This is a genomic window from Streptomyces luomodiensis, from assembly GCF_031679605.1.
GTDB lineage: Bacteria > Actinomycetota > Actinomycetes > Streptomycetales > Streptomycetaceae > Streptomyces > Streptomyces luomodiensis.
Genome location: NZ_CP117522.1, coordinates 1,011,365 through 1,036,070 on the forward strand (window position 1 = coordinate 1,011,365; position 24,706 = coordinate 1,036,070).

The 24,706-nt window shown below is 73.7% G+C and carries 15 protein-coding genes; 10 read left to right on the forward strand and 5 right to left on the reverse strand.

Translation table 11 applies throughout. The features are described from left to right. Window positions 1–14: 14 nt before the first annotated feature. Complete coding sequence (locus PS467_RS04045; protein ID WP_432280717.1) at window positions 15–2,690, reverse strand: SpoIIE family protein phosphatase; 2,676 nt, start codon at window positions 2,688–2,690, stop codon at window positions 15–17. Between the two features lie 223 nt (window positions 2,691–2,913). After that, window positions 2,914–3,288, reverse strand: a complete 375-nt coding sequence (locus PS467_RS04050; protein WP_311034022.1) for a hypothetical protein — start codon at window positions 3,286–3,288, stop codon at window positions 2,914–2,916. Window positions 3,289–3,469: 181 nt separating this feature from the next. Between PS467_RS04050 and PS467_RS04055 the strand changes: the two genes are divergently transcribed. Both PS467_RS04055 and PS467_RS04060 read left to right on the forward strand, forming a co-directional pair. Further along, on the forward strand, window positions 3,470–4,828 hold the full coding sequence (locus tag PS467_RS04055) for a Gfo/Idh/MocA family protein (RefSeq protein WP_311034023.1): 1,359 nt from the start codon (window positions 3,470–3,472) through the stop codon (window positions 4,826–4,828). 58 nt (window positions 4,829–4,886) lie between these two features. Next, a complete protein-coding gene (locus PS467_RS04060) occupies window positions 4,887–5,582 on the forward strand; it encodes a DUF4232 domain-containing protein (protein WP_311034024.1) in 696 nt (231 codons plus the stop codon). Window positions 5,583–5,635: 53 nt separating this feature from the next. On the opposite strand, the gene PS467_RS04065 is transcribed toward PS467_RS04060, so the two are convergent. Together PS467_RS04065 and PS467_RS04070 are read right to left on the reverse strand one after the other, a co-directional pair. After that, complete coding sequence (locus tag PS467_RS04065) at window positions 5,636–12,010, reverse strand: SDR family NAD(P)-dependent oxidoreductase (RefSeq protein ID WP_311034025.1); 6,375 nt, start codon at window positions 12,008–12,010, stop codon at window positions 5,636–5,638. Window positions 12,011–12,078: 68 nt separating this feature from the next. Further along, complete coding sequence (locus PS467_RS04070) at window positions 12,079–13,413, reverse strand: beta-ketoacyl synthase N-terminal-like domain-containing protein (RefSeq protein ID WP_432280718.1); 1,335 nt, start codon at window positions 13,411–13,413, stop codon at window positions 12,079–12,081. A 544-nt stretch (window positions 13,414–13,957) separates the two neighbouring features. Between PS467_RS04070 and PS467_RS04075 the strand changes: the two genes are divergently transcribed. The 4 genes from PS467_RS04075 to PS467_RS04090 all read left to right on the forward strand — a co-directional run bounded on the left by PS467_RS04075 (window position 13,958) and on the right by PS467_RS04090 (window position 17,596). After that, a complete protein-coding gene (locus PS467_RS04075; RefSeq protein WP_311034026.1) occupies window positions 13,958–14,461 on the forward strand; it encodes an Lrp/AsnC family transcriptional regulator in 504 nt (167 codons plus the stop codon). A gap of 131 nt (window positions 14,462–14,592) precedes the next feature. Further along, window positions 14,593–15,414, forward strand: coding sequence for a dimethylargininase (ddaH, locus tag PS467_RS04080; protein ID WP_311034027.1), 822 nt, complete (start codon window positions 14,593–14,595; stop codon window positions 15,412–15,414). Continuing rightward, on the forward strand, window positions 15,414–16,700 hold the full coding sequence (gene rocD / locus PS467_RS04085; protein ID WP_311034028.1) for an ornithine--oxo-acid transaminase: 1,287 nt from the start codon (window positions 15,414–15,416) through the stop codon (window positions 16,698–16,700). Before ddaH ends, rocD begins: the two co-directional genes overlap by 1 nt. A gap of 605 nt (window positions 16,701–17,305) precedes the next feature. Further along, window positions 17,306–17,596 carry a DUF1876 domain-containing protein gene (locus PS467_RS04090; RefSeq protein WP_268970056.1) on the forward strand — a complete coding sequence of 97 codons (291 nt, stop codon included), beginning with the start codon at window positions 17,306–17,308 and terminating at the stop codon, window positions 17,594–17,596. Here the strand turns inward: PS467_RS04090 and PS467_RS04095 are convergent. Continuing rightward, window positions 17,578–18,357 carry a FadR/GntR family transcriptional regulator gene (locus PS467_RS04095; RefSeq protein WP_311034029.1) on the reverse strand — a complete coding sequence of 260 codons (780 nt, stop codon included), beginning with the start codon at window positions 18,355–18,357 and terminating at the stop codon, window positions 17,578–17,580. The genes PS467_RS04090 and PS467_RS04095 overlap by 19 nt on opposite strands. 168 nt (window positions 18,358–18,525) lie before the next feature. On the opposite strand from PS467_RS04095, the gene PS467_RS04100 reads away from it, so the two are divergent. The 4 genes from PS467_RS04100 (at window position 18,526) to PS467_RS04115 (ending at window position 24,702) form a co-directional block, all read left to right on the forward strand. Then, window positions 18,526–19,782, forward strand: coding sequence for a cellulase-like family protein (locus tag PS467_RS04100; protein WP_311034030.1), 1,257 nt, complete (start codon window positions 18,526–18,528; stop codon window positions 19,780–19,782). Between the two features lie 166 nt (window positions 19,783–19,948). Continuing rightward, a complete protein-coding gene (locus PS467_RS04105) occupies window positions 19,949–21,370 on the forward strand; it encodes an MFS transporter (RefSeq protein WP_311034031.1) in 1,422 nt (473 codons plus the stop codon). Next, window positions 21,361–22,533, forward strand: coding sequence for an anhydro-N-acetylmuramic acid kinase (locus tag PS467_RS04110; RefSeq protein ID WP_311034032.1), 1,173 nt, complete (start codon window positions 21,361–21,363; stop codon window positions 22,531–22,533). Before PS467_RS04105 ends, PS467_RS04110 begins: the two co-directional genes overlap by 10 nt. A 186-nt stretch (window positions 22,534–22,719) precedes the next feature. Continuing rightward, a complete protein-coding gene (locus PS467_RS04115; protein ID WP_311034033.1) occupies window positions 22,720–24,702 on the forward strand; it encodes a hypothetical protein in 1,983 nt (660 codons plus the stop codon). Window positions 24,703–24,706 lie beyond the last annotated feature (4 nt).

Below are 24,706 nucleotides of genomic sequence, written 5' to 3' on the forward strand. Positions count from 1 at the left end.
ATGGTGCGCGGCGGTCAGCCGGGGAGGTCGTCCCACTGGTCGAGGAGGTCGTCGCCCTCGAGGTCGCCCAGCGCGGCCACCGGGTCGGTCAGGGGCTGTTCGGCCCAGATGATCTTACCGTTGGGGGTGTAGCGGGTTCCCCAGCGCTGGGCGTACTGGGCGACGAGGAAGAGCCCCCGGCCGCCCTCGTCGGTGGTGGCGGCGCGGCGCAGATGGGGCGAGGTGCTGGAGCCGTCGGCCACCTCGCAGACGAGGGTGCGGGCGCGCAGCAACCGGACGCGGAGAGGGGCGGATCCGTAGCGGACGGCGTTGGTCATCAGCTCGCTGAGGATGAGTTCGGTGGTGAAGCCGAACTCCTCCAGGCCCCATGCGGTGAGTCGCCGGGCCGCCTCGTTGCGGATGCGGGCGACCGCGGCGGGGTCGGCGGGCAGCTCCCATTCGGCGACGTGTCCGGGGTCCAGACGGCGGGTGCGGGCGACGAGGAGGGCGATGTCGTCGCCGGGGTGGTCGGAGGTCATGGCCTGGAAGACGGCCTGACAGGTCTCCTCCGGGGTGGCCTCGGGGAGCCCGGTGAGGGTGGTGCGCAGCTCCTCGAGCCCCTCGTCGGCGTCCCGGTCCCGGTCCCGGACCAGTCCGTCGGTGAACAGGGCCAGCCGGCTGCCCTCGGGCAGCTCCAGCTCGGCGGTCTCGACGAGTTCGCCGCCGAGGCCCAGCGGCGGGGCGAGGGGGACGTCGGGGAAGGTGACCTCGCCGTCGGGGAGGACCACCGCGGGGCCCGGGTGACCGGCGCCCGCCACCGTGCAGCGGCCGGAGACCGGGTCGTAGACGGCGTACAGACAGGTGGCGCCACCGATCCCCGGGGCGTCGGAGCCCGCGGCGGCCTGGTCCTGGTCGAACCGGCTGACCAGCTCGTCGAGATGGGCGAGGAGTTCGTCGGGCGGCAGGTCGAGGGCGGAGAAGTTGTGCACGGCGGTGCGCAGCCGGCCCATGGTGGCGGCGGCGTGCAGTCCATGGCCGACGACATCGCCGACGGCGAGGGCGACCCGGGCGCCGGGGAGCGGGATGACGTCGAACCAGTCGCCGCCGGCCGAGGACCGGGCGGGCTGGTAGCGGTGGGCCACGTCCAGGGCGTCCTGTTCGGGCAGGCCCTGGGGCAGCAGACTGCGCTGGAGGGTGACCGCCATGGCGTGTTCGCGGGTGTAGCGGCGGGCGTTGTCGATGGCCACGGCGGCGCGGGCGACCAGCTCCTCGGTGAACGCCACGTCGTCCTCGTCGAACGGCGCGGACTTAGCCGAGCGCCAGAAGGTGGCGAGGCCCAGGGGGACGTCCCGGGCCCGCAGCGGGACGGTGATCATCGAGTGGATGCCATAACGGACGATCCTGGCCGCCTGTTCGGGGTCCTGCTCCCGCCATCCCGCGCGGGTCCGCAGATCCGCCTCGAGCACCGGCCGGCCCGCGCCGAAGCCCAGCGCCTGGGGCGCGGTGCCGGTGTAGGTGATCATCTTGCCGGTGCGCCACAGCGGATGGTCGGCCCGGACGCCACGGATGGCGGTGCGGCGCATGGCGCCGTCCGCGGGCTCGTCGCCGCGCAGCACGGGGTCCACGAGGTCGACGGTGGCGAAGTCGGCGAACCACGGGACGGCGAACCCGGTCAGCTCCTCGGCGGTGCGCACCACATCGAGGGTGGTGCCGATCTTCGCGCCGGCCTCGTAGAGCAGCCTCAGCCGCCGCTCCGCCACTTCGGCCTTGCCGGACAGCGCGCGCAGTTCGGTGGAGTCGCGGAGGGTGGCGACGCTCCCGGACACCCCGCCGTCCCCTCGGGTGGGGCGCTGGTTGACGACGAGCAGCCGGTCCCCGGCCGGACGCACCTCGTCGGTGGCGGCCCGGCCCGAGGCGAGCAGGTCGGCGGTGCCCGGTTCGAGGCCGAGCTCGGTGACGGGGCGGCCCTCGGCGTCCGGGGGCAGCTCGAGCAGGCGGCCGGCCTCGTCGTTGGCGAGGACGAGGCGGCCCTGGCCGTCGACGATGAGCACACCTTCCCGGACGGAGTGGAGCACGGCGTCGTGGTGCTCGTACATCCGGGTCATCTGGGCGGGGCCGAGTCCCCGCGTCTGCCGCCGCAGCCGTCTCCCGACCAGCGCCGTGCCGCCGGTGGCGAGCGCGAGCGCGCCGGCCGCGGAGCCGAGGACGAGCGGCAGCTGGTGCTCGACCCGGCCGGTCGCGTCCGAGCCGGTCAGGCCGGCGCAGACCACGCCGGCCACGGTGCCGTCGCTCCTGGTGACCGGGACGGTGGCCTGGACCTCCCGGCCCAGGGGCCCCTGGACGGACTCGGTGACGATCCTGCCCCGGGCCGCGGACCGGAAGTCGGCGACGAGCCGCTTGCCGATGAACTCCGGCCTGGGGTGGGTGTAGCGGATTCCCTTGGTGTCCGCCACGACCACGAAGTCCACACGGGCCTGCCGCCGGGTCTGCTCGGCCCGCGGCTGGAGCCGGGCGGTCGGATCGTCGGTGCGCAGCGCGGCCACGACCTCCGGCGAGGTGGCGAAGGTCTGGGCAACGGCGGTCGCGCGGCCCATGGCCTCCCGCTCGCTGTCGCTGCGGGCCTGGAGGACGAGCGCGGCGGTCGCCGCGGCGATGAGCAGGCCGACGAGCACCACCTGGACGGCGAAGACCTGTCCGGCGATGCTGCGCACCCCCAGCAGGGAGCCGAAGCGCTTCCGGGAGGGGGCGGGCGGGGAGAGCCTTGATCGACCGAAATCTCCGATCACGTCCCCCTTACTACCATTCACCACCTCGCGGTCGTGCCGCCGGGCGGGGCCGGACCAGGGGCGTTCCGGTCTCCGATACGTATCGGTACGGCGGGTGGCGGCTCGCGCACGCGACGTTCACCGGCGGCGCCTGGCCACGTGACGCCGGTCACACATCAAGCCGACGGGCCACATCGCGCATCGTCGCCCGGGTGGCGCCCAGATCCGCCCGCGCCCGGTCGGCCACCAGATAGAGGAAGACACCCTGGCGGGCGCGCCGGCTGAGCGGGCGGATCACGTGGTACTCGGTGTCCAGTGTGACGACGATGTCCTCGAGGCGCTCCGGGTCGTAGCCGAGCAGCTCCAGGGTGGACAGCTTGGCGCGCAGCACGTCGGTGTCCCCGTAGGCCACCTTCTCCAGGTCCGGTCCGCGCGGGGCCTGGACGGCGCCCAGGCTGATCCGGCTCAGATAGTCGACGAGCGAGGCCGCCAGCGCTCCCTCGCACCCCATCACCTCACGCAGCGACTCCTGGATGTCGGTCATGACCGCCGCCCTCCCGGGACCTGCATGTCCATACATTTCATCCTCGCACAGGGTTCGTTGGCGCACCCCCGCACGCGATTCCCCCGTCCCGTACGGCACCACCCGTGGTGGCCGGCCGCCGATCGTCCTATCCTGACCAGGCATGACGCAGGATTGAATCGTTTTTCCCGCTGGAGGGCGCATGACCGTCGGCAGCACCCCGTCCCGGGCCGTGGTGGTGGGCACCGGATCCCGGGCCCAGATGTTCACCGAGGCACTGGCCCGCCGTCCACAGCTGCGGGTCGCCGCGCTGTGCGATCCGAACCCGGTGCGCATCGCCCACCACCAGCGGCTGCTGAAGGATGCGGGCGAACCGGAGGCGGCCGCCTGGAGCCCGGATGAGTTCGAGCGGCGGCTGCGCGCGGACGACATCCAGGAGGTCGTGGTGACCTGCGTGGACGCGCTGCACGACGCGTACATCGTGCCCGCCCTGCGAGCCGGCTGCCGGGTGGTCACGGAGAAGCCGATGACCACCGACGCGGCCAAGTGCCGCCGCATCCTGGACACGGTCGAGGAGACCGGCAACCATCTGGCGGTCGCCTTCAACTACCGCTTCAACCCGGTCCACGAGGAGGTCCACCGGCAGCTGTCCGGCGGTGCCATCGGCCAGGTGCTGTCGGTGCACTTCGAGTGGCTGCTGGACACCCGGCACGGGGCCGACTACTTCCGCCGCTGGCACCGCGAGAAGGAGCACAGCGGCGGGCTGATGGTGCACAAGTCCAGCCACCACTTCGACCTGGTCAACTGGTGGCTGGGGGCCCGGCCCGAGGAGGTGTTCGGCTACGGCGGGCTCGGCTTCTACGGCCGTGCGGCCGGCGAGCGCAGCGGCTACCGGCGCGACTACGAGCGGGCCCACGGCGCCGCCGCCGCCAAGGACGACCCGTTCGCGCTGGAACTGGCCGAGAACGACGCGCTGCGCTCGCTGTACCTGGACGCCGAGGGCGCGGACGGCTACCACCGCGACCGCAATGTGTTCGGCGACGGCATCACCATCGAGGACGACATGGCGCTGCTGGTCCGCTACGACACCGGCGCCACCATGACGTACCACCTGACCGCCTACTCCCCCTGGGAGGGCTACCGGGTGATGTTCAACGGCACCCGGGGCCGGCTGGAGCTGGAGGTGGAGGAGAGCAAGTGGCAGCCGCCGCTGCTGGGCACGGCCTCCGGCCGCGGCACCATCCACGGCGACCAGGCGCTCGCCAACGCGGGCGGTCCGCGGCTGGTGCTGCGGCCGCTGTGGGAGCCGCCGCGGGAGGTGGAGCTGCCGGAGTTCGACCACGCCGGGCACGGCGGTGGCGACCAGCGGATGCTCGATGTGCTCTACGGTCCGGTGGACCCGGCCGCGGCCGCCGGGGCGGACGCCTCGGACGCCTCGGACGCCTCCCGCCGGCGGGCCACCGAGGAGGACGGGGCGCTCGCGCTGGTCACCGGGCTCGCTGCCAACCAGTCGTTCGCCGACGGGAAGCCGGTGGCCACGGCGGATCTCGTGGCGCGGTAGCCGGGGAGTTGGGTCCGACGCGGCTCATCCCGCCCCCGGCTGAGGCAGGATGAGCCGCATGGACACGGAAACGATCAGAACACCCGGCGCGCCCCGCTTCCGGGGTGCCGCGCGGCGCCGCCGAAGACTTCTGCCGGTCTCGCTCGCGGCGGCCGGTCTGCTCACCGCCTGCGGTACGCAGACCTCGTCGGGGGTCGCCGCGGTGCCCGACGAGGCCACGTCCCGCCCGTCGGGCCCCGTCGCCGTCGAATCGCTCACCGTCACTCCGCCCACCGCCTCGCCCACCGCTTCCCCGGTCTGCCCCGACTCGGGGGTGCTGCTGCGGGCCGCGGAGGCCGACGCGGCCATGGGGTTGCGGGTGCAGACGGTCGAGCTGGTGAACTGCGGCAAGCGGGACCGTACGGTGAACGGCCATCCGTCCGTCCAGGTCCTCGACGCGGACCTGGAACCGCTGGAGGTCACGGTCGGCCACGGGACGTCGGGCATCGCCACCATCGGCGGCTTCGAGACCGCCACCGGGCCGGTGCGGCTGAAGCCCGGTGAGCGGGCGGTGGCGCGGCTGGTGTGGCGGAACACGGTGACGGAAGGCACGCGCCCCGCCGCCGACGGGCGCTATCTGCGGATCGCGCCGAACGGCGACGGGAGGGACTGGCAGACCGTGCCCGACCACATCGACCTGGGCACCACCGGCAAGCTGGGCGTGAGCGCCTGGGCCCGGCCCACGGCGTCCGCTCCGGCCGAGCCCCGCCCGTAGCGCCGCCGGTGGCGCCCGCCGGTGACACCTGACGCCCGGCGTCCGTCGTCGCGTCAGTCCGGGGCGGGCAGCCCCCCGGCCTGGTGGGGCGTCAGCTCCAGTCCCATGTGCTGGGCGAGACCTACGGCCAGGGCCGCCACGGTCGGATGCCGCCAGACGAAGTCGCCCGCGAGCTTGATGTCCAGTCCGGTCTCCAGGCGGACCCGCAGCTCCATGGCGAGCAGCGAGTCGAAGCCCAGCGACTTCAGCGGGGTCTGCGGATCGAGGGTGGTGCTGCTGAGCCGCAGCACGGCGCGGATGTGCTCGGTCAGCCAGGACTCCAGCGCGGTGCGGCGGGCCGGACCGGCCGGGAGGGCGGCCAGCCGGGCGCGGATGTCGTCGCCGTTCTCCCCGGTGGCCGCCGGAGTGCCCGCGCCGGAGGTGAGCGGGGTGAACAGGGAGCTGTGGCGGCCGGCGGCGGGGATCCAGGTGTCCGGTTCACCGGGGAGCACACCGGTCCGTACCCGCCGGTGGGCCAGGAGGTCGCCGAGCGCCCGCAGCCCCTCGTCGGTGGCGATGGTCCGGTAACCGCGGTCGGCGAAGCCGGTGGCCACCCCGGTCTCGCCCCACGGGCCCCAGTTGACCGCGAGGGTGGGCAGCCCGCGCGCCGAGCGCCACGCGGCGAAGTCGTCCAGCCAGGCGTTGGCGGCCGCGTAGGCGCCCTGCCCTGGGTTGCCGAGGAGGGAGGCCATGGAGGAGTACACCGTGAACCAGTCGAGCCGGTGTCCCTCGGTGGCCTGGTGCAGCCGCCACGCACCGGTGGCCTTCGGCGCCCATACGCGGCACAGCTGGTCCTCGCGGAGGGTGGTGACGGCCGCGTCGTCCAGGACCATGGCGCAGTGCACCACGCCGCGCAGCGGCGCCCGGTCCTCGGCGGTGGCGGCGGACACGAGCCGGCCGGCCGTGTCCGGGTGGCCGATGTCGCCGAGCACGACGCTGATCCTGGTGCCGTGGGCGGAGAGTTCGCCGAGCGTCCGCGCGGCGGCGCCGTCCGGCCCGGTGCGCCCGTTGAGCACCAGATGGCCCGCGCCCCGCCGGGCCAGCCAGCAGGCAGTGGCGAGCCCGAGGCCGCGCAGGCCGCCGGTGACGATGTACGTCGCGCCCTCCCGTACGATCGGCGGCCCGTCCGGCAGCACCGCGTCGGCCTGGCCCTCCTGCGGGATGGTCAGCACCAGCTTGCCGATGTGGCGGGCGCCGGCCATCTGCCGGAACGCCTCGGTGGCCTCGGCCAGCGGATAGGTGGTGCAGCGCAGCGGCTTGAGACGGCCCTCGGCGAACGCGGCGAGCACCTCCCGCAGCATCGTGGCGTACACCCGCGGGTGGGCCAGCTGCACCTCTTTGAGGTCCACGGTGGCGAAGGTGATGTTGTGCCGCAGCGGGGCGAGCCCGAGCGGGGCGTCGGAGAGGATGTCGCGCACGCCGAGTTCGACGAAGCGGCCGAACGGGCGCAGACACTCCACCCCGGCCCGGATGGCGGCCCCGGCGAGGGAGTTGAGCACCAGGTCCACGCCCTCGCCCCCGGTGGCCTCCTTGACCTGGTCGCGGAAGTCCAGCGATCTGGAGTCCATCACCTGGGCGATGCCCATGGCCCGCAGAAAGCGCCGTTTCTCCTCGCTGCCCGCCGTGGCCAGCACCTCGGCGCCCAGCAGCCGGGCGACCGCGATGGCGGCGAGTCCGGTGCCGCCGGTGGCCGAGTGGATCAGCACCCGCTCCCCCGCCGCCACCCGGCCGACGTGGCGCAGCGCGTACCAGGCGGTGAGGAACGCGATCGGCAGTCCGGCGGCGGTGGCCGGGTCCATGCCCTCGGGGAGGGGGCCGGTGCGGTCCGCGGGGACGACGAGGAACGATCCGAAGGCGCCGCCGTGCACATCGGCCGCCACCACGCGGTCGCCGGTGCGCAGCTGGTCGACACCGGCTCCGACCGCGGTGACCTCGCCCGCGCATTCGAAGCCGAGCCGGTAGCGGACGTCCTCGTCGCCGGGGAGCAGGCCCATGGCGGTGAGGACATCACGGAAGTTCAGGCCCGCGGCGAGCACCCGCAGTTCCACTTCGCCGGGTCCGGGCGGGCGGCGGGGGGTGACGGTGAGCTCCAGGCTGCCGAGGTCACCGAGGCGGCCGGCGCGCAGCCGGAAGCCGTCGGTGCCGCAGCGCACGGTGCGGGCGGCGGCGGTGGTCCGCTCGGTGTCGGTGAGGGGCGCGTAGGCCAGCTCGGCGGCGTAGCGGGCCCCCTCGCGCAGCGCGATCTCGTCCTCGGGGCCGTCGGCGAGGAGTTCGGCGGCGAGGGTTTCGGCGAGCCGGTCCGGGGCGGCCGGGTCGGTGTCCACCGAGGTGGTCCGCAGTTCGGGGTGTTCCAGGGCCAGCACCCGCAGCAGTCCGCGCACCGCGCTCTGTCCGGGGTCCGCCGGATCCCCGGGGGCCACGGTGCGGGCGCCGTGGGTGACCACGTACAGGCGGGGCGGTTCGGGGCAGCCGACGGTGAGTGCCTGGGCGGCGGCGAGCAGTCTGCGGACGCGGCGCAGCCCGTCCTGGGGGCCGCTGTCGGCGGGGCGCCGACCACACAGGAGCACCACGGCGCGCGGCCGGGCTCCGGAGCGGGGCAACCGGCCGGTGAGGGCGTCCCGGAACGTGTCGAGCCCCTCGTCGGTCAAGGGCGCGTCCCACACCCGGGCGGTGGCGCCGGCCGCGCGCAGGGCTTCGGCGACCGGGCGGGCGGTGCGGTCCGCCTCGCCGACGAGCAGCCACCGCCCCGGGGGGCGGGTGGCCGGGGGCCGGGTGGCGCGCCGCCAGCCGATCTCCAGGAACCACCGGTCGGTCTCGGCCGTGCGGGGCGCGGTACTGCCGACGGCCCGCAGGCCGTCGATGGCCAGGACCGGCCGGCCGGCCGCGTCGAGCAGGCGGATGTGGCCGACGAGGGTCCCCGGTCCGGCCTCGGTGAGACGGGCGTGGCAGTACACGGCGGTCTCGGGGTCCCCGAGGACGCGGACGCTGTGGATCCGGGAGGGCAGCATGAGTCTGCGGTCCTCCTCCTCGAGCAGTCCGGCGACGGGGAGTTGGGCGCACAGGTCGACCAGGACGGGGTGGATGCGCAGGCCGTGGCCGGGGGTGCGGGCGGTTTCGGGGATCCGTACCCGGGCCCAGAAGCTGTTGCCCTGGCGGGAGGTGGACACCTCGGTGAGACCTTGGAAGGCCGGTCCGTGCGCCACGCCCCGGGCCCGCAGTCCGGCGTAGAGGGCGTCGGGTTCGACGGGGAGCGGATGGCGCAGGGCGAGGGTCTCGACGGAGGCGGCGCGGGAGCGCGGGGGTACGGCGAGCCGGCGCAGTACCGCGGTGGCCTGCCGCACCCAGGCGCCGTCCTCGCCACGGCCGAAGATCTCGCATTCGGCGCGGTCGGTCGCGGCGACGGTGACCGTGGTGGACAGGTCGGTGTGCTCGGCGAGCCGCAGCACTTCGTGGAAGCGCAGATCGGTGACCTCGACCTCGGTGGGCGCGGCGGTGAAGACCTCGCAGGCGGCGGTGAGCGCGAGGGCGTAGGAGGCGGCTCCGGGCAGCACGGGCGCGCCGAGCACCCGGTGGTCGTCGAGCCAGGGCAGGGGGCCGGTGCCGGTACGGGCGCGCCAGGAGTGGCGGAGGGGGTCGCCGGGCACTTCGGTGTGCGCGCCGGGCAGTGTGCCGTCCGGGGCCGGGTCCGCCGGGGCGTCGGAGGATACCGCCCCGGTGGTGTCGGCCCAGTGGCGGGTGCGGTCGAAGGTGATGGTGGGGACGTCGGCGAGGGCGGCGTCCGCGTACCGGGCGGACCAGTCGACGGGGACGCCCGCGCAGTGCAGGGCGGCCAGTTGGGTGTGGAAGGTGGCCGGCTCGTCCTCGTCGCGGCGCAGTGTGGGCAGGACCACGGGGTTCTCGACCAGTCCGGTCAGACCGCTGTGCAGGGGGTGGGTGACGACCGGGTGGGGGGATATCTCGACGTACACCAGGTGGCGGTCGGCCGCCGCGGCGGCGACGGCGGCGGCGAACCGCACCGGCCGGCGCAGGTTGGCGCACCAGTAGTCGGCGTCGAAGGCGGGCGGGGTGTGCGGATCGTCCAGGACGGTGGTGTAGAAGGGCACCTCCGGCGGGCGGGGGGTGAGGTCGGCCAGCGCGGTGTGCAGATCGGGCAGGAGCGGATCCACCTGGGGTGAGTGCGAGGCAACGTCCACGGCGATCAGGGCGGCGGGCACGGAGCGGGCCTGCCAGTCGGCGACGAGCCGCTCGACCCGTGCGGTGTCCCCGGCCACGACGGTGGAGCCGGGCGCGGCCATGACGGCGACGGTGACCGCCGCCGCGGCGCCACAGGCGTCGAGTTCGGCCTGTATCTCCTCGGCGCCCAGGCCCACGCCGGCCATCGCGCCGTTTCCGGCGACGCGGGTGAGCAGCGCGGAGCGGCGGCAGATCACCTTGGCTCCGTCGGCCGGGGAGAGCGCCCCGGCCACCACGGCGGCGGCGACCTCGCCCATGGAGTGGCCGATGACGCCGGCGGGCTGGACGCCGTGGGCCCGCCAGGTGGCGGCGAGCGCGGTCTGGAGGGCGAACAGCACGGGCTGCACCCGGTCGCAGCCGGTGACCGGCTCACCGGAGCGGACGATGTCGAGCACCGAGAAGCCGGACTCGGCGGCGATGAGGGCGTCGGCCTCGGCGAGCGCCTCGGCGAAGGCCGGTTCGGTCTCCAGCAGCCGCCGTCCCATACCGGGCCACTGGGAGCCCTGACCGGAGAACACCCACACCGGCCGGCGGGTGACCTCGGCGCCCACCGCGCCGGTGACCACACCGGGGTGGGCCCGGCCGGCGGCGAACTCCCGCAGAGCGCCGACGAGTTCGGCGCGCGAGGCGGCGGTGACGCCGAGCCGGCCGCGCCCGGCGCTGCGGCGCAGCGCGAGGGTGTGGGCGATGTCGCGCAGCGGGGTGTCCGCGCCGTCGCCCTCCAGCCAGTCCGCCATGCGGCGCGCGGCGCCGGGCAGCGCGGCCGGGGAACCGGCGGGCACGAGAAACACCTGCGGGACGGTGCGGGTGGCGAGCCGGGGCCGCCGCGCCGGGCGGGGCGCGGGGGCGGCGGGAGGTTGTTCCAGCACCACATGGGCGTTGGTCCCGGAGAAGCCGAAGGAGGACACGGCGGCCAGCCGCGGACCGGTGCGCACCGGCCAGGGGGTGAGCTCCCGGGGAATGAAGAAGCGGGTCCCCTCGGCGGTGATGGCCGGGTTCCAGCGGGTGAAGTGCAGATTGGGCGGGATCAGTCCACGGCCCAGGCACAGCACGGCCTTGATCATCCCGGTGACACCGGCGGCGGGTTCCAGATGGCCCAGGTTGGTCTTGACCGAGGCGAGGGCGCAGCGGTCGCGGCCGGTTCCGTAGACCTGGGCGAGACTGGCGAATTCGACCGGGTCGCCGACGGGGGTGCCGGTGCCGTGGGCCTCGACCATGCCGACGTCGGCGGGGTCGACTCCGGCGCGGCGGAGCGCCTCCTCGTACAGGGCGCGCTGAGCGGTGGCCGAGGGCGCGGCGAGCCCGTCGGAGTGGCCGTCCTGGTTGACGGCCGAGCCGCGCAGCACGGCCAGGATCCGGTCGCCCTCCCTCAGGGCGTCGGTAAGGCGTTTGAGGACGACGATGCCGCAGCCCTCGCCGCGTACGAAGCCGTCGGCGGCGGCGTCGAAGGCGTGGCAGTGGCCGGTGTGCGAGAGCATGCCCATCCGGTCGAACGAGCGGGTGATGCGGGGCTCGAACATCAGGGTGACACCGCCGGCCAGGGCCAGGTCGCATTCGCGGGTGCGCAGCGCCTGGGCGGCCAGGTGGACGGCGACCAGGGAGGACGAGCACGCGGTGTCCAGGGCGACGCAGGGGCCGTGGAGGCCGAGGAGGTAGGAGATCCGGCCGGCCGCGACGCAGTGCGCGTTGGCCAGAGCGGAGCCCTCGAGCGCACGGGGGTGCCGGTCGAGGCGGTGCATGTAGTCGTTGTAGCTGAGCCCGGTGAAGACGCCGGTGGCGGTGGAGCCGAGCCGGTCGGGGGGCATACCAGCGTGTTCCAGGGCCTCCCAGGCCACTTCGAGCAGCAGCCGGTGCTGGGGGTCGAGGACGTCGGCCTCGCGTCCGGAGACGCCGAAGAAGTCGGCGTCGAAGCCGGACACGTCGCGCAGGTATCCGCCGCGCACCGGCGGTGCGGCCTGGGGCCGGGCCGTCGTGGCGGGCTCGGCCGCCCAGAGCTCGGCGCGCTCCGGCGGGAGGTCGGTGACGGCGTCACGGCCGTCGGCCAGCAGCCGCCACAGGGCGGCGGGTGAGTCGGTGTCACCGGGAAGCCGGCAGCCCATGCCGACCACGGCGATACGGTCCGGGGGCGGGCCGGAGGCGGGGGTGTGCTCACTCATCGGGGTCTCCATGGGTGGTGCGCGGCCCGGGGTGGGGGCCATGGGGTGGAGATCGCCGGGGGACGGACTCATATGGTGTCCGGGCCACCCAGCAGCATCGCGTGCTTCACCCCACCGATCTGGTAGTTGAAGCTGAGCGCGTAGTCGAAGTCGAGGGGACGGGTGCGGGTGCCGGGGACGGGATCGAAGGGGAGTCCGTCCGCGGGCTGTTCGCAGTTGGTGGTGGGGCACACCTCGCCGAACTCCATCATCATGCAGGTCAGGGCGAGGCCGAGGCAGCCGGCGGCTGCTCCGTGGTGGCCGAAGCAGCCCTCCTGGGACGAGAGCAGCACGGTGGAGTCGGGGCCGTAGAGCTCGCGTACGGTGTTGGCCTCCAGCGCGGTGACCGCGGCGCCGCCGTCGCTCGCGCCGTTGATGTACGGCACCTGCTCGATCCGCCACCGGTCGCCCAGGCAGGCACGGACCGCCCTGGCGAGCTGGGTGCCGGTGTCGTCGGTGGCGAGCGGGTTGGCCAGGCCGTCGCGGGTGAGGGCGGTGGCGAGCACGTGGCCGTAGAGGTGGGCACCGCGCCGCTGGGCGTGTTCCCGGCTCTCCAGGACCACGGTGGCGGATCCCTCGCCGTAGTTGACGCAGTCCGCGCGCCGGTCGTAAGGACGCATCAGGGAGCTCATGGACGGCAGCAGATCGGGCATTCCGGCGGCGTCCATCGCATCGCGGGCGTGGAGCGCACCGCGCAGCAGCCGCCTGCCCTTGCGGATCAGGTCGAGGCTGGAGACGTCGACGCCGGTCACCACCGCGATGTCGATCTCGCCGGCCGCGATCAGACGGCGAGCGTTGCCGATCTGCACGGCGGCGGACGAGCAGCCGCAGGACACGGTGAAGCAGGGGCCGACGGTTCGGGTCAGCGCCCCTTGGACGACGGCGACGTCGGAGGGTGACACGGACTGTTCGGCCGCGACGAAGATCTCGAGGGCGTCGAAGGCGGACATGGATTCGGCGTCGAGGCCGAGCAGTTTCAGATAGCTGTCCACATTGGCGTCCACGCTGCCGCGCCCGACGAGCACCGCCGCCTCGCGCAGGTCACCGGCGTGGACGTCCAGCTCGGCGTCGGCGCACGCCTCGACGAGGGAGACCAGGCCGTACCGATGGGCGTCGGTGTAGTGGCGGGAGAAGAACTCGGGGATATCGGGGAGGCGTTCCTCGAACTGCCCGGCGCTGAGGTCGACCGAGCCGAAGTGGATGCCGTTCCGGACGAGGACGGTGCGGCCGTGGGAGGCGATGTCCCACACCTGGGCCGCGGTGAAGACGGGTTCGGCGCCGCCCGGCAGACAGAAACCCAGGCCGGTGACGACGGCGTCCCGCGCGTTGCCGGCGCCGCCCGGGTCCGGCCGGGGCGCTTTCACCGTGCCCTGCCGGGGCTGGTCCGTGCCCTGCCGGGGCTGGAGAGAATCATGACGGTGTTTCCTTTCGCTCACACCGGAGTGCTGAGTCGCCGGTACGGCGAGTGGCCGGATACGCGATGGCGCCGCCGGTGGGCCGGAATCGGTGCACCGGCGAATTCGGCGCATGCGGCGCGGCACGGGAAGTACGCGAAGCCTTTTCCGTTGCATCGTGAGCCGGTTCCGCCCGGAGCCGCTCGTCGTTCGGAAAGGACGGTGGAATAGCTGAGGCTACGCCTCTGGGGTGCGGTCCGGTAGGTGGTGTCGTATCACCGGAGGCGGATTCGGGCGGTCCGGAGCACCGCTGCCGTACCCCCGGAGCCCATGCCGCGCGACCCCGGTGAAAAGGGGGCTCGTGTTCGGGCGCACGCCCCCTCTTGCGGAACCTTCCTGAAAGAGCGTACGGAAAAGGGCGCCTCGGGCATTCAATGAGCAGGCGTCGGTTCCTGCGCGCGGAAGGGCCTCCGCGCGCAGGGAGCGAAGAATGAACCGCAAAGGACGGCAAAAGATGACACATCAGTCCGTACCGTTCGACGATCTGGACCGGAAGATCGTCGCGGCGCTGGTCGCCAACGCCAGGACGAGTTTCACCGAGATCGGCGCCGCGATCGGACTCTCGGCCTCCGCGGTCAAACGCCGCGTCGACCGGATGCGGGAGACCGATGTGATCACCGGCTTCACCACCACCGTGCGCCCGGCCGCCCTCGGCTGGCGGACCGAGGCGTATGTGGAGGTGTACTGCGACAGCGCGGCACCGCCCCGGCGCCTCGCGGAGGTCGTACGCGACTATCCGGAGATCATCGCGGCCATGACGGTGACCGGCGGCGCGGACGCCCTGCTGCATGTCATGGCCACCGATGTGGAGCATTTCGAGGAGGTGCTGGAGCGCATTCGGGCCGAGCCCTTCATCCGTCAGACGATCAGTTACATGGTGCTGTCCCATCTGCTGACGAGCAGTCCGGAGGCCGGTGCGGCCCCGCCCTCGGCCGCGCCCGCGCCCGCGACGCAATGAACCGGCGCGGACCCGCCCCAGCGCGCAGCATCGGTGCGTCAACACGCAGTTTTCCTTTCTTGTCTCCCCTCTCCTCCGCTTTCTACCTTTGAGGTATCCCCGGTCGCCCGCGGCAGCGAGAGGAATTCTCCATGTCCCCCACCCGTGTGTCGCGCCCCAGGCGCTTTTTGACCTGTGCCCCCAGATATTTCGATGTGCGGTATGCCATCAATCCCTGGATGCGTGCGGACACCGAGGTCGACACCGACCTCGCCCGAGCACAGTGGGAGACCCTGATCCGCGCCTACCGCGACCACGGCCACCGGGTGGACCACATCGAACCGGTGGTGGGGCTGCCGGACATGGTGTTCGCCGCGAACTCGGCCCTCGTCCTGGAGGGCCGGGTCTTCGGCTCCCGGTTCCACGCACCGCAGCGCCGGCCGGAACAGCTCGCCTACGAGCGGTGGTTCAAGGCGGCCGGGTTCGATGTCCACCCGCCGGAGTCGGTGTGCGAGGGCGAGGGCGACCTGGTGCCGGCCGGGCCCTTCGTCCTGGCGGGCACCGGCTTCCGGACCACCCGGGCGGCCCATCAGGAGGTCCAGGAGTTCTTCGGGGTGCCGACCATCAGCCTGCTGCTGGTGGACCCGTACTTCTACCACCTGGACACCGCGCTGTTCGTGCTCGACGACCGGAACGACGGCGGGAACATCGCCTACTACCCGGAGGCGTTCTCCCCCGGCAGCCGTGAAGTGCTGCGGCGGCTCTACCCCGACGCGCTGATCGCCACCCGCGACGACGCCATGGCCTTCGGGCTCAACGCGGTCTCCGACGGCCGCCACGTCTTCGTCGCCCCCCGCGCCACCGGCCTCATCGACCAGCTCACCGACCGCGGTTACGTCCCCGTCCCCGTCGACCTGTCGGAGCTGCACAAGGCCGGCGGGGGCATCAAGTGCTGCACACAGGAGATTCGCTGATGACCGCCACCACGCCCGGCACGGCTACCACCGCCGCCACCTCCGCCACCGCCCGCGCGGCGGGCGCCGACCGCCCTGACCTCCCCGCCCGCTCCTCGCGCGAGCTGATCCGCGCCGAGGAGACCTCGCTGGCGCACAACTACCATCCGCTGCACGTGGTCGTCGCCCGCGCCGAGGGCGTATGGGTCTGGGACGTCGAGGGGCGCCGCTATCTGGACATGCTGGCCGGCTACTCGGCCCTCAACTTCGGCCACCGCCACCCGGCGCTCATCGAGGCCGCCCACCGCCAGCTCGACCAGCTCACGCTGACCTCACGGGCCTTCCACAACGACCGGCTAGCCGGGTTCGCCGAAGCGGTGGCGGAGCTCACCGGGCTCTCCATGGTGCTGCCGATGAACACCGGCGCGGAGGCGGTGGAGAGCGCCATCAAGGTCGCCCGCAAATGGGCGTACGAGGTGAAGGGCGTCGCCCCGGACCAGGCCACCATCGTGGTGGCGGCCGACAACTTCCACGGCCGCACGACGACGATCGTCGGATTCTCCAGCGACCCCGTCGCCCGCGACGGCTTCGGCCCGTTCGCCCCGGGCTTCCGCGTCGTGCCGTACAACGACCTCGCGGCGCTGGAAGCCGCCGTCGACGCGACCACGGCGGCGGTCCTCATCGAACCCATCCAGGGCGAGGCGGGCGTCGTCATCCCCGATGACGGCTATCTGCGGGGGGTGCGCGAGCTGACCCGGCGCACCGGGACGCTGTTCATCGCCGACGAGATCCAGTCCGGCCTCGGCCGCACCGGCACCACCCTGGCCGTCGAGCACGAGTCGGTGACGCCGGACGTCCTGCTGCTCGGCAAGGCGCTGGGCGGCGGCATCGTGCCGGTGTCGGCGGTCGTGGCCGACCGGGCGGTGCTCGGGGTGCTGCGCCCCGGCGAGCACGGCTCCACCTTCGGCGGCAACCCGCTGGCCGCGGCGGTCGGCTCGGCCGTCGTCGATCTGCTGCGCACGGGCACCTACCAACGCCGGGCGGCGGAGCTGGGCCAGGTGCTGCGGGACGGACTGGCCGCGCTGACCGGCAAGGGCGTCGTGGGCTACCGCTGCCGCGGACTGTGGGCGGGCGTCGACGTGGACCCCGCCCTCGGTACCGGCCGCGAGGTGAGCGAGCGGCTGATGGCCGAGGGGGTCCTGGTCAAGGACACCCATGGCTCGACGATCCGCCTGGCACCGCCGCTGACCATCACCCGCGAGGAGCTGGAGTCGTCGCTGGCGGCGCTGGAGAAGGTGCTCGGCTGATCGACCGGTCGCCCGTTGTGGTGCGACTGGGGGTGCCCGGGTGCCTGGGTGCCGGGAGCCGCGCTCGGTGGCGGGGCGCGGGAGGTGTCCAGGCACCGAGGCCGCCCAGGCACGGAGCGCGCCCCAGCGCGGGACGTATCCCAGCACGGGACGCGCCCCAGCGCAGGACGTACCCGAGCACGGGAGTGCGCCAGCGCGGGACATACCCCAGCACCGTGGCATACCCCAGCGCGGGACGCACCCCAGCACGAGGCGTGCGCCAGCACGACACGTACCCGAGCACGAGAAGTGCTCCTCAGCGCGAGACGTACCCAGCACCGGGCATACCCCAGCACGAGACGCATCCCGCAGGTGCGCGGGGTCCGGCCAGCCGCGCCGCCGGGCCCCGCGCGCCGCCAGATCGCCGTGCCGCTTCCCAGTACGCGCCACAGGGCACGGTCTGGCCCCGGAGCGCGGCCGGTGGGCGCCAGGGGAGGCAGAGTGGAAGGTGGTGGGACCCGCGTGGTCCGGCAGGCACCGCCGCCGAGCGGGACGTCGGCCGCGTCCGCCGCGTCCGCCGGATCCGTGGCCACCAGAAGCGGCCATTCGCAGGTGAGGAGCAGGCCATGGCGCACACAGTGGAGTGGACGGTCCACCTCTACCTCTCCGAGGACGAGGGGAGGACCACGGCGCGCGTGGAACTGGAGACCGGGGCCACGGCGCTCACCGGCCGGGGACTGGCCCGGTGCAATCCGGACGACGAGGACGTGCCGGTGATCGGCGATGAGCTCGCGGCCGGGCGGGCGCTCAGCGATCTGGGGCAGCAGCTGGTGCACGCCGCCGAGCGGGACCTGGAGAGCGTGGGCGCGCCCCCGGCCTCGCGCAGGCCGCGGCCCGGCTACGGCTGGATCGCCTGAGGCACCGCGGATACGGCCGGCACCGCGGGTACGGCCGGCGCCCGGACGCCCTCGGCGTCGGGCCGGGCGGGCGCCGCCCGGTCGACGTCCTCGGCCGCCTTGGCGAGCAGATCGAGCATGGCCAGCTCGGCGCCGGGCGCGTCGCGGTCCCGTATGGCCTCCAGCACCCGGCGGTGGCTGGGCACGGGGTCGTCGGCGTCGCCGTGGGCGTGCACCAGGCGGTCGCGCTCCCGCAGTCCGGGCTCCAGGATCAGCTCGAGGCGGGCGAGGAGTTCATTGCCGGTGGCGGCGAGCAGCGCGCGGTGGAAGGCGGCGTCCGCCTCCGCCTCGGCCGCCAGATCGCCGCGGGCGCGCTCCATGGCGGCCAGCGCGGTCTCCAGCTCGGTCAGGTGGGCGTCGGTGCGGCGCAGCGCCGCGCGGTGGGCGGCGGCGGGTTCGACGACGGCGCGGATGTCGGTGAGGTCGCGCATCAGCCGCCGTCCGTCCCCGCCGGCCATGCGCCAGCGGATCACATCGGCGTCGAGGAGGTTCCAGGCGGAGCGGGGGCGGACGAAGGTGCCGCGCTTCTGCCGGGCGTCGATGAGGCCCTTGCCCGCGAGCACCTTGAGGGCTTCGCGCATCACCGTAAGGCTGACGTCCAGTTCCTCGCCCAGGGCGCGGACGTCGAGGATGTCGCCCTCGGCGAAGTCTCCGGTGACGACGCGGGCACCCAGCCGCTGGACCACTTCGCCGTGCACGCCTCGGCCGGCATAGGACGCCATGGGGTCTTCTCCTCGGGGAAGGCCGGATGAACGGGGTCGGAAGCCACCCGTCGTCCGTCCACCCTAGCGTCGGCCATTATTTATGGATACATCTTGACAGTCCGTTGACGCCCCCCGGACGATGAACCGATCCCTCATCGCCGAGCCGCCGACCGCGGGGAGTCCCCTGTGACGCTGTCGCCGCATCTGCCGGACAAACTGACCATCTCGCTGTGGGACTTCAGCTGGTACACCCGCACCGGCCCGGGTGAGCCCTTCGCCGACCTCGACCGCGCCTTCGAGGAGGCCGTGACGCGCGGCTACAACACGGTGCGTATCTGCGCCATGCCGTTCCTCCTCTTCGGCTCCCGGCTCGACACGGCCAAACTGCGGTTTTCGGGGCTGGGCGGCGCGTACGGGCAGCGGATGCGCTGGTACGACGTGGGCGGCGGCGGCGAGATCGACGGACGGGCCCGGCTGCGCGAACTGTTCGAGGCGGCCCTGCGCCATGACTGCTTCGTCATCCTCTCCAGCTGGGAGTACCAGCAGAGCCCGGCGTTCGGCGAGGGCCGCGCCTGGTTCGACGCGCTGATGGCCGTCGACCCCGAGCGGCGCGCCGAGGTGCTCGCGGACGCGCTCGCCGATCTGATCGACTTCCTGGTGATCCACGGTCTGGACGACCGGATCGCCTTCACCGAGCTGCACAACGAGGTCCAGGGCAGCCGGCTCACTGACGGGCTTCAGGGCGCGGACAAGGTGGTCGCCCTGCGGCCGCGGCTGGAGCGGGGCATCGCCCGGTTCAAGGAGCGCCACCCCAACCGGCCGGTCACGGTCAACTACGCCAAGGTGCCGGTCGGTTCGCTGCGCGGGGTGCCCCGCGAGGTGGATGTGGCGGTCTTCCACCCCTATGTCTACGGGGTGCTGGACGAGCTGTTGACCACCTTCGCCGTGCGCGACCGGGGCCGTCCCTTCCCCCAGGAGCCGGTCCGCCGGGAGCTGCTGCGCCCCGGCGCCCCCGATCTGGCCGACTGGGCTCCCCCGCCCGGCGATCGCTGGCGGCTGGAGGCCACCACGGTCGGCCCCCGTGAGATCTACGTCCACGACTGGTGCGACCCCGCCCGCTGGGACGCCTGGCTGTACGACCGCTATGCCGTGCACCGTACGGCGATGGACCAGCGGCTGGTCACCTGGATCGAGGCGGCCGCGGACTGGGCGGCCGGAAGCGGGGTCCCGCTGGTCTTCGGCGAGGGCTGGATCGGCTACACCCCGCTGCACGGGACCTTCGAGGAGGGGCCGGTGGGGGCCGCGTTCTGCCGCCGCGCCGTGGCGGAGTCGGCGCGGGTGGGCGCGTGGGGCGCGGTGGTGTGCTCCAACGCCGCGCCCCAGCACCCGATGTGGCAGGACATCGCGCTCCAGCGGGAGTGCAACGCGGTGCTGCGCGGCTGACCCGTGCGGCCGCCCACCGGCCGCGGACCCGCTGCCCCTTGCGCATCGACTGCGAACCGGCGCTCACTCGTGCGCCGCTGGAGCCGCGTTCGCACCGGTAAGCACCCGCCCCGAGGGGTACGGACATCACATCTCCTGTGGCGGTGACGGCGGAAAGGGCCCGGATGTGACGACGTCCCCAGCGGATTCCCCAGACCATGCCGCCGGGCGGGTCCGGCGCCGTGCGCTGGTGGCCGGTTCGGTCGGCAACCTCATCGAGTGGTACGAGTTCGGTGTCTACGGTTTCTTCGCGACGATCATCGCCGCGAACTTCTTCACCCCCGACGGGGGCAGTGAGCTCGAGGGCCTGGTCAAAACCTATGCCTCCTTCGGGATCGCGTTCTTCTTCCGTCCCGTCGGCGCCGCCGTCTTCGGCCGGGTCGGCGATCGGATCGGCCGTCGGCCCACGCTGATCCTGGTGCTGCTGCTGATGACCGGCGCCACGACGCTCATCGGCGCGCTGCCCACGTACGACACACTGGGCGCGGCCGCTCCCTGGCTGCTCACCCTGTTGCGCATCCTCCAGGGGCTGTCCGCGGGCGGGGAGTTCGGCGGCGCGGTGTCGATCATGACGGAGTTCGCTCCCCCGGGCCGGCGCGGGCTGTACGGGGCGTGGCAGTCGTTCACCGTGGCGCTGGGGCTGCTGGCCGGGGCCGGTGCGGCGGCGCTGTCGGCCACCGTGATGAGCGAGGAGTCGCTGGGCGACTGGGGGTGGCGGGTGCCGTTCCTGCTGACCCTGCCGATCGGGCTGGTCGCCCTGTGGCTGCGGCTGAGGCTGGAGGAGACCCCGGCCTTCCGGGCGGCGGCGGGCAGTCAGGCCACCGCGGCGGCGGACGGGGAGGCCACCACCGCGCCGGACCCGGTGGCGCCGCCCACCGGGCCGGAGCGGGTGGCGACCCCCCGCGAGGTGGCCGGGGCCGTCGTCCTGGGCGCCGCGCGCATCATGGGCTGGGCGGCGGCCGGTTACACCTTCCTGGTCGTCATGCCGTCGTACCTCCAGGCCACCTTGAACGCCACCTTCCAGCAGGCGCTGGTGGCCACCGTGGTGGCCAACGCCGGCTTCGCGCTCTCCATCCTCCCCGCCGGTCTGCTCAGCGACCGGATCGGGCGGCGGCCGGTGATGCTGACCGGGGCGGTGCTGGTGGTGGTGCTGGCCTTTCCGCTGCTCCATGTGGTGCAGCAGCCGGACGGCTCGGCGTTCACCCAAGGAGTGGCGGTCTTCGTCGCGGGCGTGGTGGTGGGGCTGATGGCGGGCCCGGGGCCGGCCATGCTCGCCGAGATGTTCCCGACCCGGGTCCGCTACACGGGGCTGGGGCTGGCGTACGCGCTGTCCAACGCGGTGTTCTCCGGCTGCGCGGGGCTCATCGTCACCGAGGTCGTCAAGCGCACCGGCGAGGTCGACATCCCGGCCTACTACACGGCGGTGACCTGCGCCGTCAGCGTGCTCGCGCTGCTCACCCCGCGTGCGCAGGACCGCCACGGCGCGCCGCGCGGCCGGGCGCGGGCGGCCGACGGGAACCAGCGGCAGGAGGAAACGCCATGCGGGTGATCGGCCTGATGTCGGGCACGTCCCATGACGCGGTCGACGCCGCGGCAGCCGATCTGGTGCTGGACGGCGACACGGTGGTGCTGGCCCCGCTGGGTCTGGTCAGCGAGGCGTATCCGGAGGAGCTGCGGTCGGCGCTGAGCGCCGCGCTGCCCCCGGCGGCGACCACCATGAAGGAGGTGTGCGCACTGGACACCCGTATCGGCCAGGCGTTCGCCTCGCTGGCGGCCCGCGCCGACCGGGAGCTGTGCGCCGGGCGCGCGGATCTCATCGGCTCGCACGGTCAGACGGTGTACCACTGGGCCGAGGGCGGGCGGGTGCACGGGACGCTGCAACTCGGCCAGCCCGCCTGGATCGCCGAGGCCACCGGCCGCCCGGTCGTCTCCGATCTGCGCGCCCGCGATGTGGCCGCCGGCGGCCAGGGCGCTCCCCTGGTCAGCCTGGTGGACGCCCTGTGGCTGCGCGGGCGGCCCGGTGTCCGCGCCGCCCTGAACCTCGGCGGGATCGCCAACATCACGGTGGTGTCGGGCGCCGGGGATCCGCTGGCCTTCGACACCGGCCCGGCCAACGCGCTCATCGACGCGGCCGCCCGGGACCTGACGGGCGGCCGGCTGGACCATGACGCGGACGGCGCCATGGCGGCGCGCGGCACCGTCCACGGGCCGCTGCTGGAGCGGCTTCTGGCCGAGCCGTACTATGCGCTGCCCGCGCCCAAGACGACCGGCAAGGAGCTGTTCCACGGGTCGTATCTGCGGGCTGCCCTGGCCGCCGTGGGCCCGGTGCCGGACGACGACGTGGTCGCCACCGTCACCGAGCTGACCGCCCGCACCGTCGCCGACGCGGTGCGGTCGGTGCACGCCACGGAGGTGATCGCCTCGGGCGGCGGCACCCGTAACCCCACCCTGATGGGGGCGTTGCGCCGGGCGCTGGGCGGCATCGCGCTGCGGACCTCCGACGAACTCGGCCTTCCGGCGGCGGCGAAGGAGGCGTACGCCTTCGCCGTCCTCGCCTTTCTGACCGCCCATGGGCTGGCCGGTACGGCTCCGAGCTGCACCGGGGCCCGTCATCCCCGCGTGCTGGGGTCGATCACACCGGGGCGCCGCGGCCTCACCCTGCCCGCGCCGGGACAGCAGGCGCCCACCCGGCTGGAGATCTTCCGGCGCTGAGCGACGGTGGCCGAATCTCGTCCACCGACGGTCCGAAATCGGTGACGGAGTCTCCCTTCTCCTAGCGCGTCCCGACCGCGCCCGAGGTACGTTGGGAGGGTCTGTTAGCGGATGGGGTGAACGCGACTGAGCGACCCCCTGGTTGCCGGCGGGGGGCCGAGGGGGCTGACGGGGGGACGGGGGCACGTGGCGGAATCCGGAACGGGTGTGGGCTTCAGAGGCCGCAGCGGGATCATCAGTCTGGTCGGTGAATGCCTCAGGCTGGGGCCCACCGACGAGCGGCCGGTGACCATGCTGCTGGGGCCGCGCGGCAGCGGGGCCAGCGAGGCCCACGGCGCGCTGATGGAGCGGTTCGGCCCCGAGACACCGTTCGCCTATGTCAATCTCGGCGGTGAGCAGTCCCTGCTGCCGCGGTACGCCCTGGCGCTGCTCGCCCGCCAGCTGGAGCGCAAGCTTCCGCGCTATCGCCGCTCCCACTTCCCCCGGCTCACCCTCGGCCTGCTGGCCTCCGACCATCAGCTGCGGATGACCAGCCTCGAGGAGGGGCGGCGCACCATCCGGCGCGAGCTGGACGCGTTCCAGGAGCAGGCGGAGGCGCGCTACGGCGACTACCTCGCCGCCTTCTTCGAGGTGGCCGGGGGCGCCGTGGGCGCCCCCGACGGCGCCTCCACGGCGGCGCTCGCGCTGCTGCGGGACGCGCTGCGGCGCGGGCGAAGACGGCTGCCGGGCCGCAAGTTCACCAGCAGCGCCGCCTGGTACGGCGACCATCGGCTGCTGCGCAGCCGGGACCCGTGGGAGGCTCTGGTCGAGCTCAACCTGTGGCGCCACGACGGGGACGAGGACGATCAGGAGCGGCTGGACCGGGTGCTGTTCTCCGCCCTGCTGGAGGACATGCGCAGCAATGTGCGGCACTCGTTCATGCCCCGCTCCTATCTGCTGCTGCTGGACAACTCCCATACGGAGTACGGGCGCCGGTTCCTCGATCTGCTGATCCGCGCCCGCCATGACGACGTCGTGGTGGCGGGCGCCGACTGCGATCCGCTCACCGTCGTGGCCAGCTCCAACCGGTGGCTGCCCCGCTGGGGCCCGGCCACCGGCGATCAGTGGCCCTGGCGGCTGCGCGGCCCGGACCGGGCCTCCCTGGAGGACTGGCGGGAGCACCGGCCGGGCCGGGACAGCGATGACACCTGGTGGTATCCGCTGCGGCTGCGCGACCTCAATCTGGACGAAGTGCGCGTCCGCATCGAGCTGGAGCTGCACCACCACCCCGACCTCGCGCCGTTCACCCGGCTCGCCCCCTTCATCCACCGGCTGACCGGAGGGCTCCCCCGGGCGGTGAGCCAGATCCTGGAGCTGCTCCGGCACTCGGCCGTGCCCACCGAGGACGGCGCCGAGCAGGACCGCTGGCTGCGCACCCTGCCGGATCGCACCCCACGGGAGGGCGAGGACCCGCGGACGCTGGCGGAGGCCGCCCTGGACCATCTGCTGCGCGGTCTGGGCCCCGCGCAGCGGGTGGCGCTGGAGGAGTGCGCCGCGGCGCGCGACCTGTCCATCGGCACCCGGCTGCTGGGCTCGGGCGACTCGCTGTTCGGCGAGGTCCGCGGCCGCTGGCTGTTACAGAGCCCGGGGATGGTGTCCTCGTCCCTCCACCCCTGGCTGCGGCGGCTGCTGCTGTGGCGGCTGGCCGGGCGTCCGGACGACTGGGACGCGGTGCACGAGCTGCTGGCCGAGCACTTCAGGTCCGAGGGCCGCACCGTCCAGGAGATGTACCACCGGCTGGCGGCGGAGCGGATCGACGAGGTGACCGGGTATCTGGTGGCGCGCTTCCCGGCGGTGCCGGCGGCGCAGTGGATCAGTGAGTTCAACGCCATCACGACCGCCCCGAACCGGCTGGGCCAGGCCGGCGGGCCGCTGGAGCTGCTCGCCGGTCTCGCCCCGGACCATCCCCCGGAGGCGGTCACCGCCGCCTCGGTGGTCCGGGAGCTGATCACGGTGCGCTGGGTGTGGAGCGATCCGCTCGCCGACCCCGGGATGCGGTTGAACAACCTGATCGCCGACGGGTTCAACCAGCTGTCCCGGCTGCGCAGGAATGACGTGGTGTCCCTGTTCAACGAGGCGGAGCGGTACCGCCACTGGCGCCATCCGCTGACGTCCACGAGCGAAGGGTGAGACC

Coding starts and splice junctions, on each gene's coding strand:
- PS467_RS04050 (WP_311034022.1), bottom strand. CDS start 3,288: ATGACCGACATCCAGGAGTCGCTGCGTGAGGTGATGGGGTGCGAGGGA.
- PS467_RS04055 (WP_311034023.1), top strand. CDS start 3,470: ATGACCGTCGGCAGCACCCCGTCCCGGGCCGTGGTGGTGGGCACCGGA.
- PS467_RS04060 (WP_311034024.1), top strand. CDS start 4,887: ATGGACACGGAAACGATCAGAACACCCGGCGCGCCCCGCTTCCGGGGT.
- PS467_RS04065 (WP_311034025.1), bottom strand. CDS start 12,010: ATGAGTGAGCACACCCCCGCCTCCGGCCCGCCCCCGGACCGTATCGCC.
- PS467_RS04075 (WP_311034026.1), top strand. CDS start 13,958: ATGACACATCAGTCCGTACCGTTCGACGATCTGGACCGGAAGATCGTC.
- ddaH (WP_311034027.1), top strand. CDS start 14,593: ATGTCCCCCACCCGTGTGTCGCGCCCCAGGCGCTTTTTGACCTGTGCC.
- rocD (WP_311034028.1), top strand. CDS start 15,414: ATGACCGCCACCACGCCCGGCACGGCTACCACCGCCGCCACCTCCGCC.
- PS467_RS04090 (WP_268970056.1), top strand. CDS start 17,306: ATGGCGCACACAGTGGAGTGGACGGTCCACCTCTACCTCTCCGAGGAC.
- PS467_RS04095 (WP_311034029.1), bottom strand. CDS start 18,357: ATGGCGTCCTATGCCGGCCGAGGCGTGCACGGCGAAGTGGTCCAGCGG.
- PS467_RS04110 (WP_311034032.1), top strand. CDS start 21,361: ATGCGGGTGATCGGCCTGATGTCGGGCACGTCCCATGACGCGGTCGAC.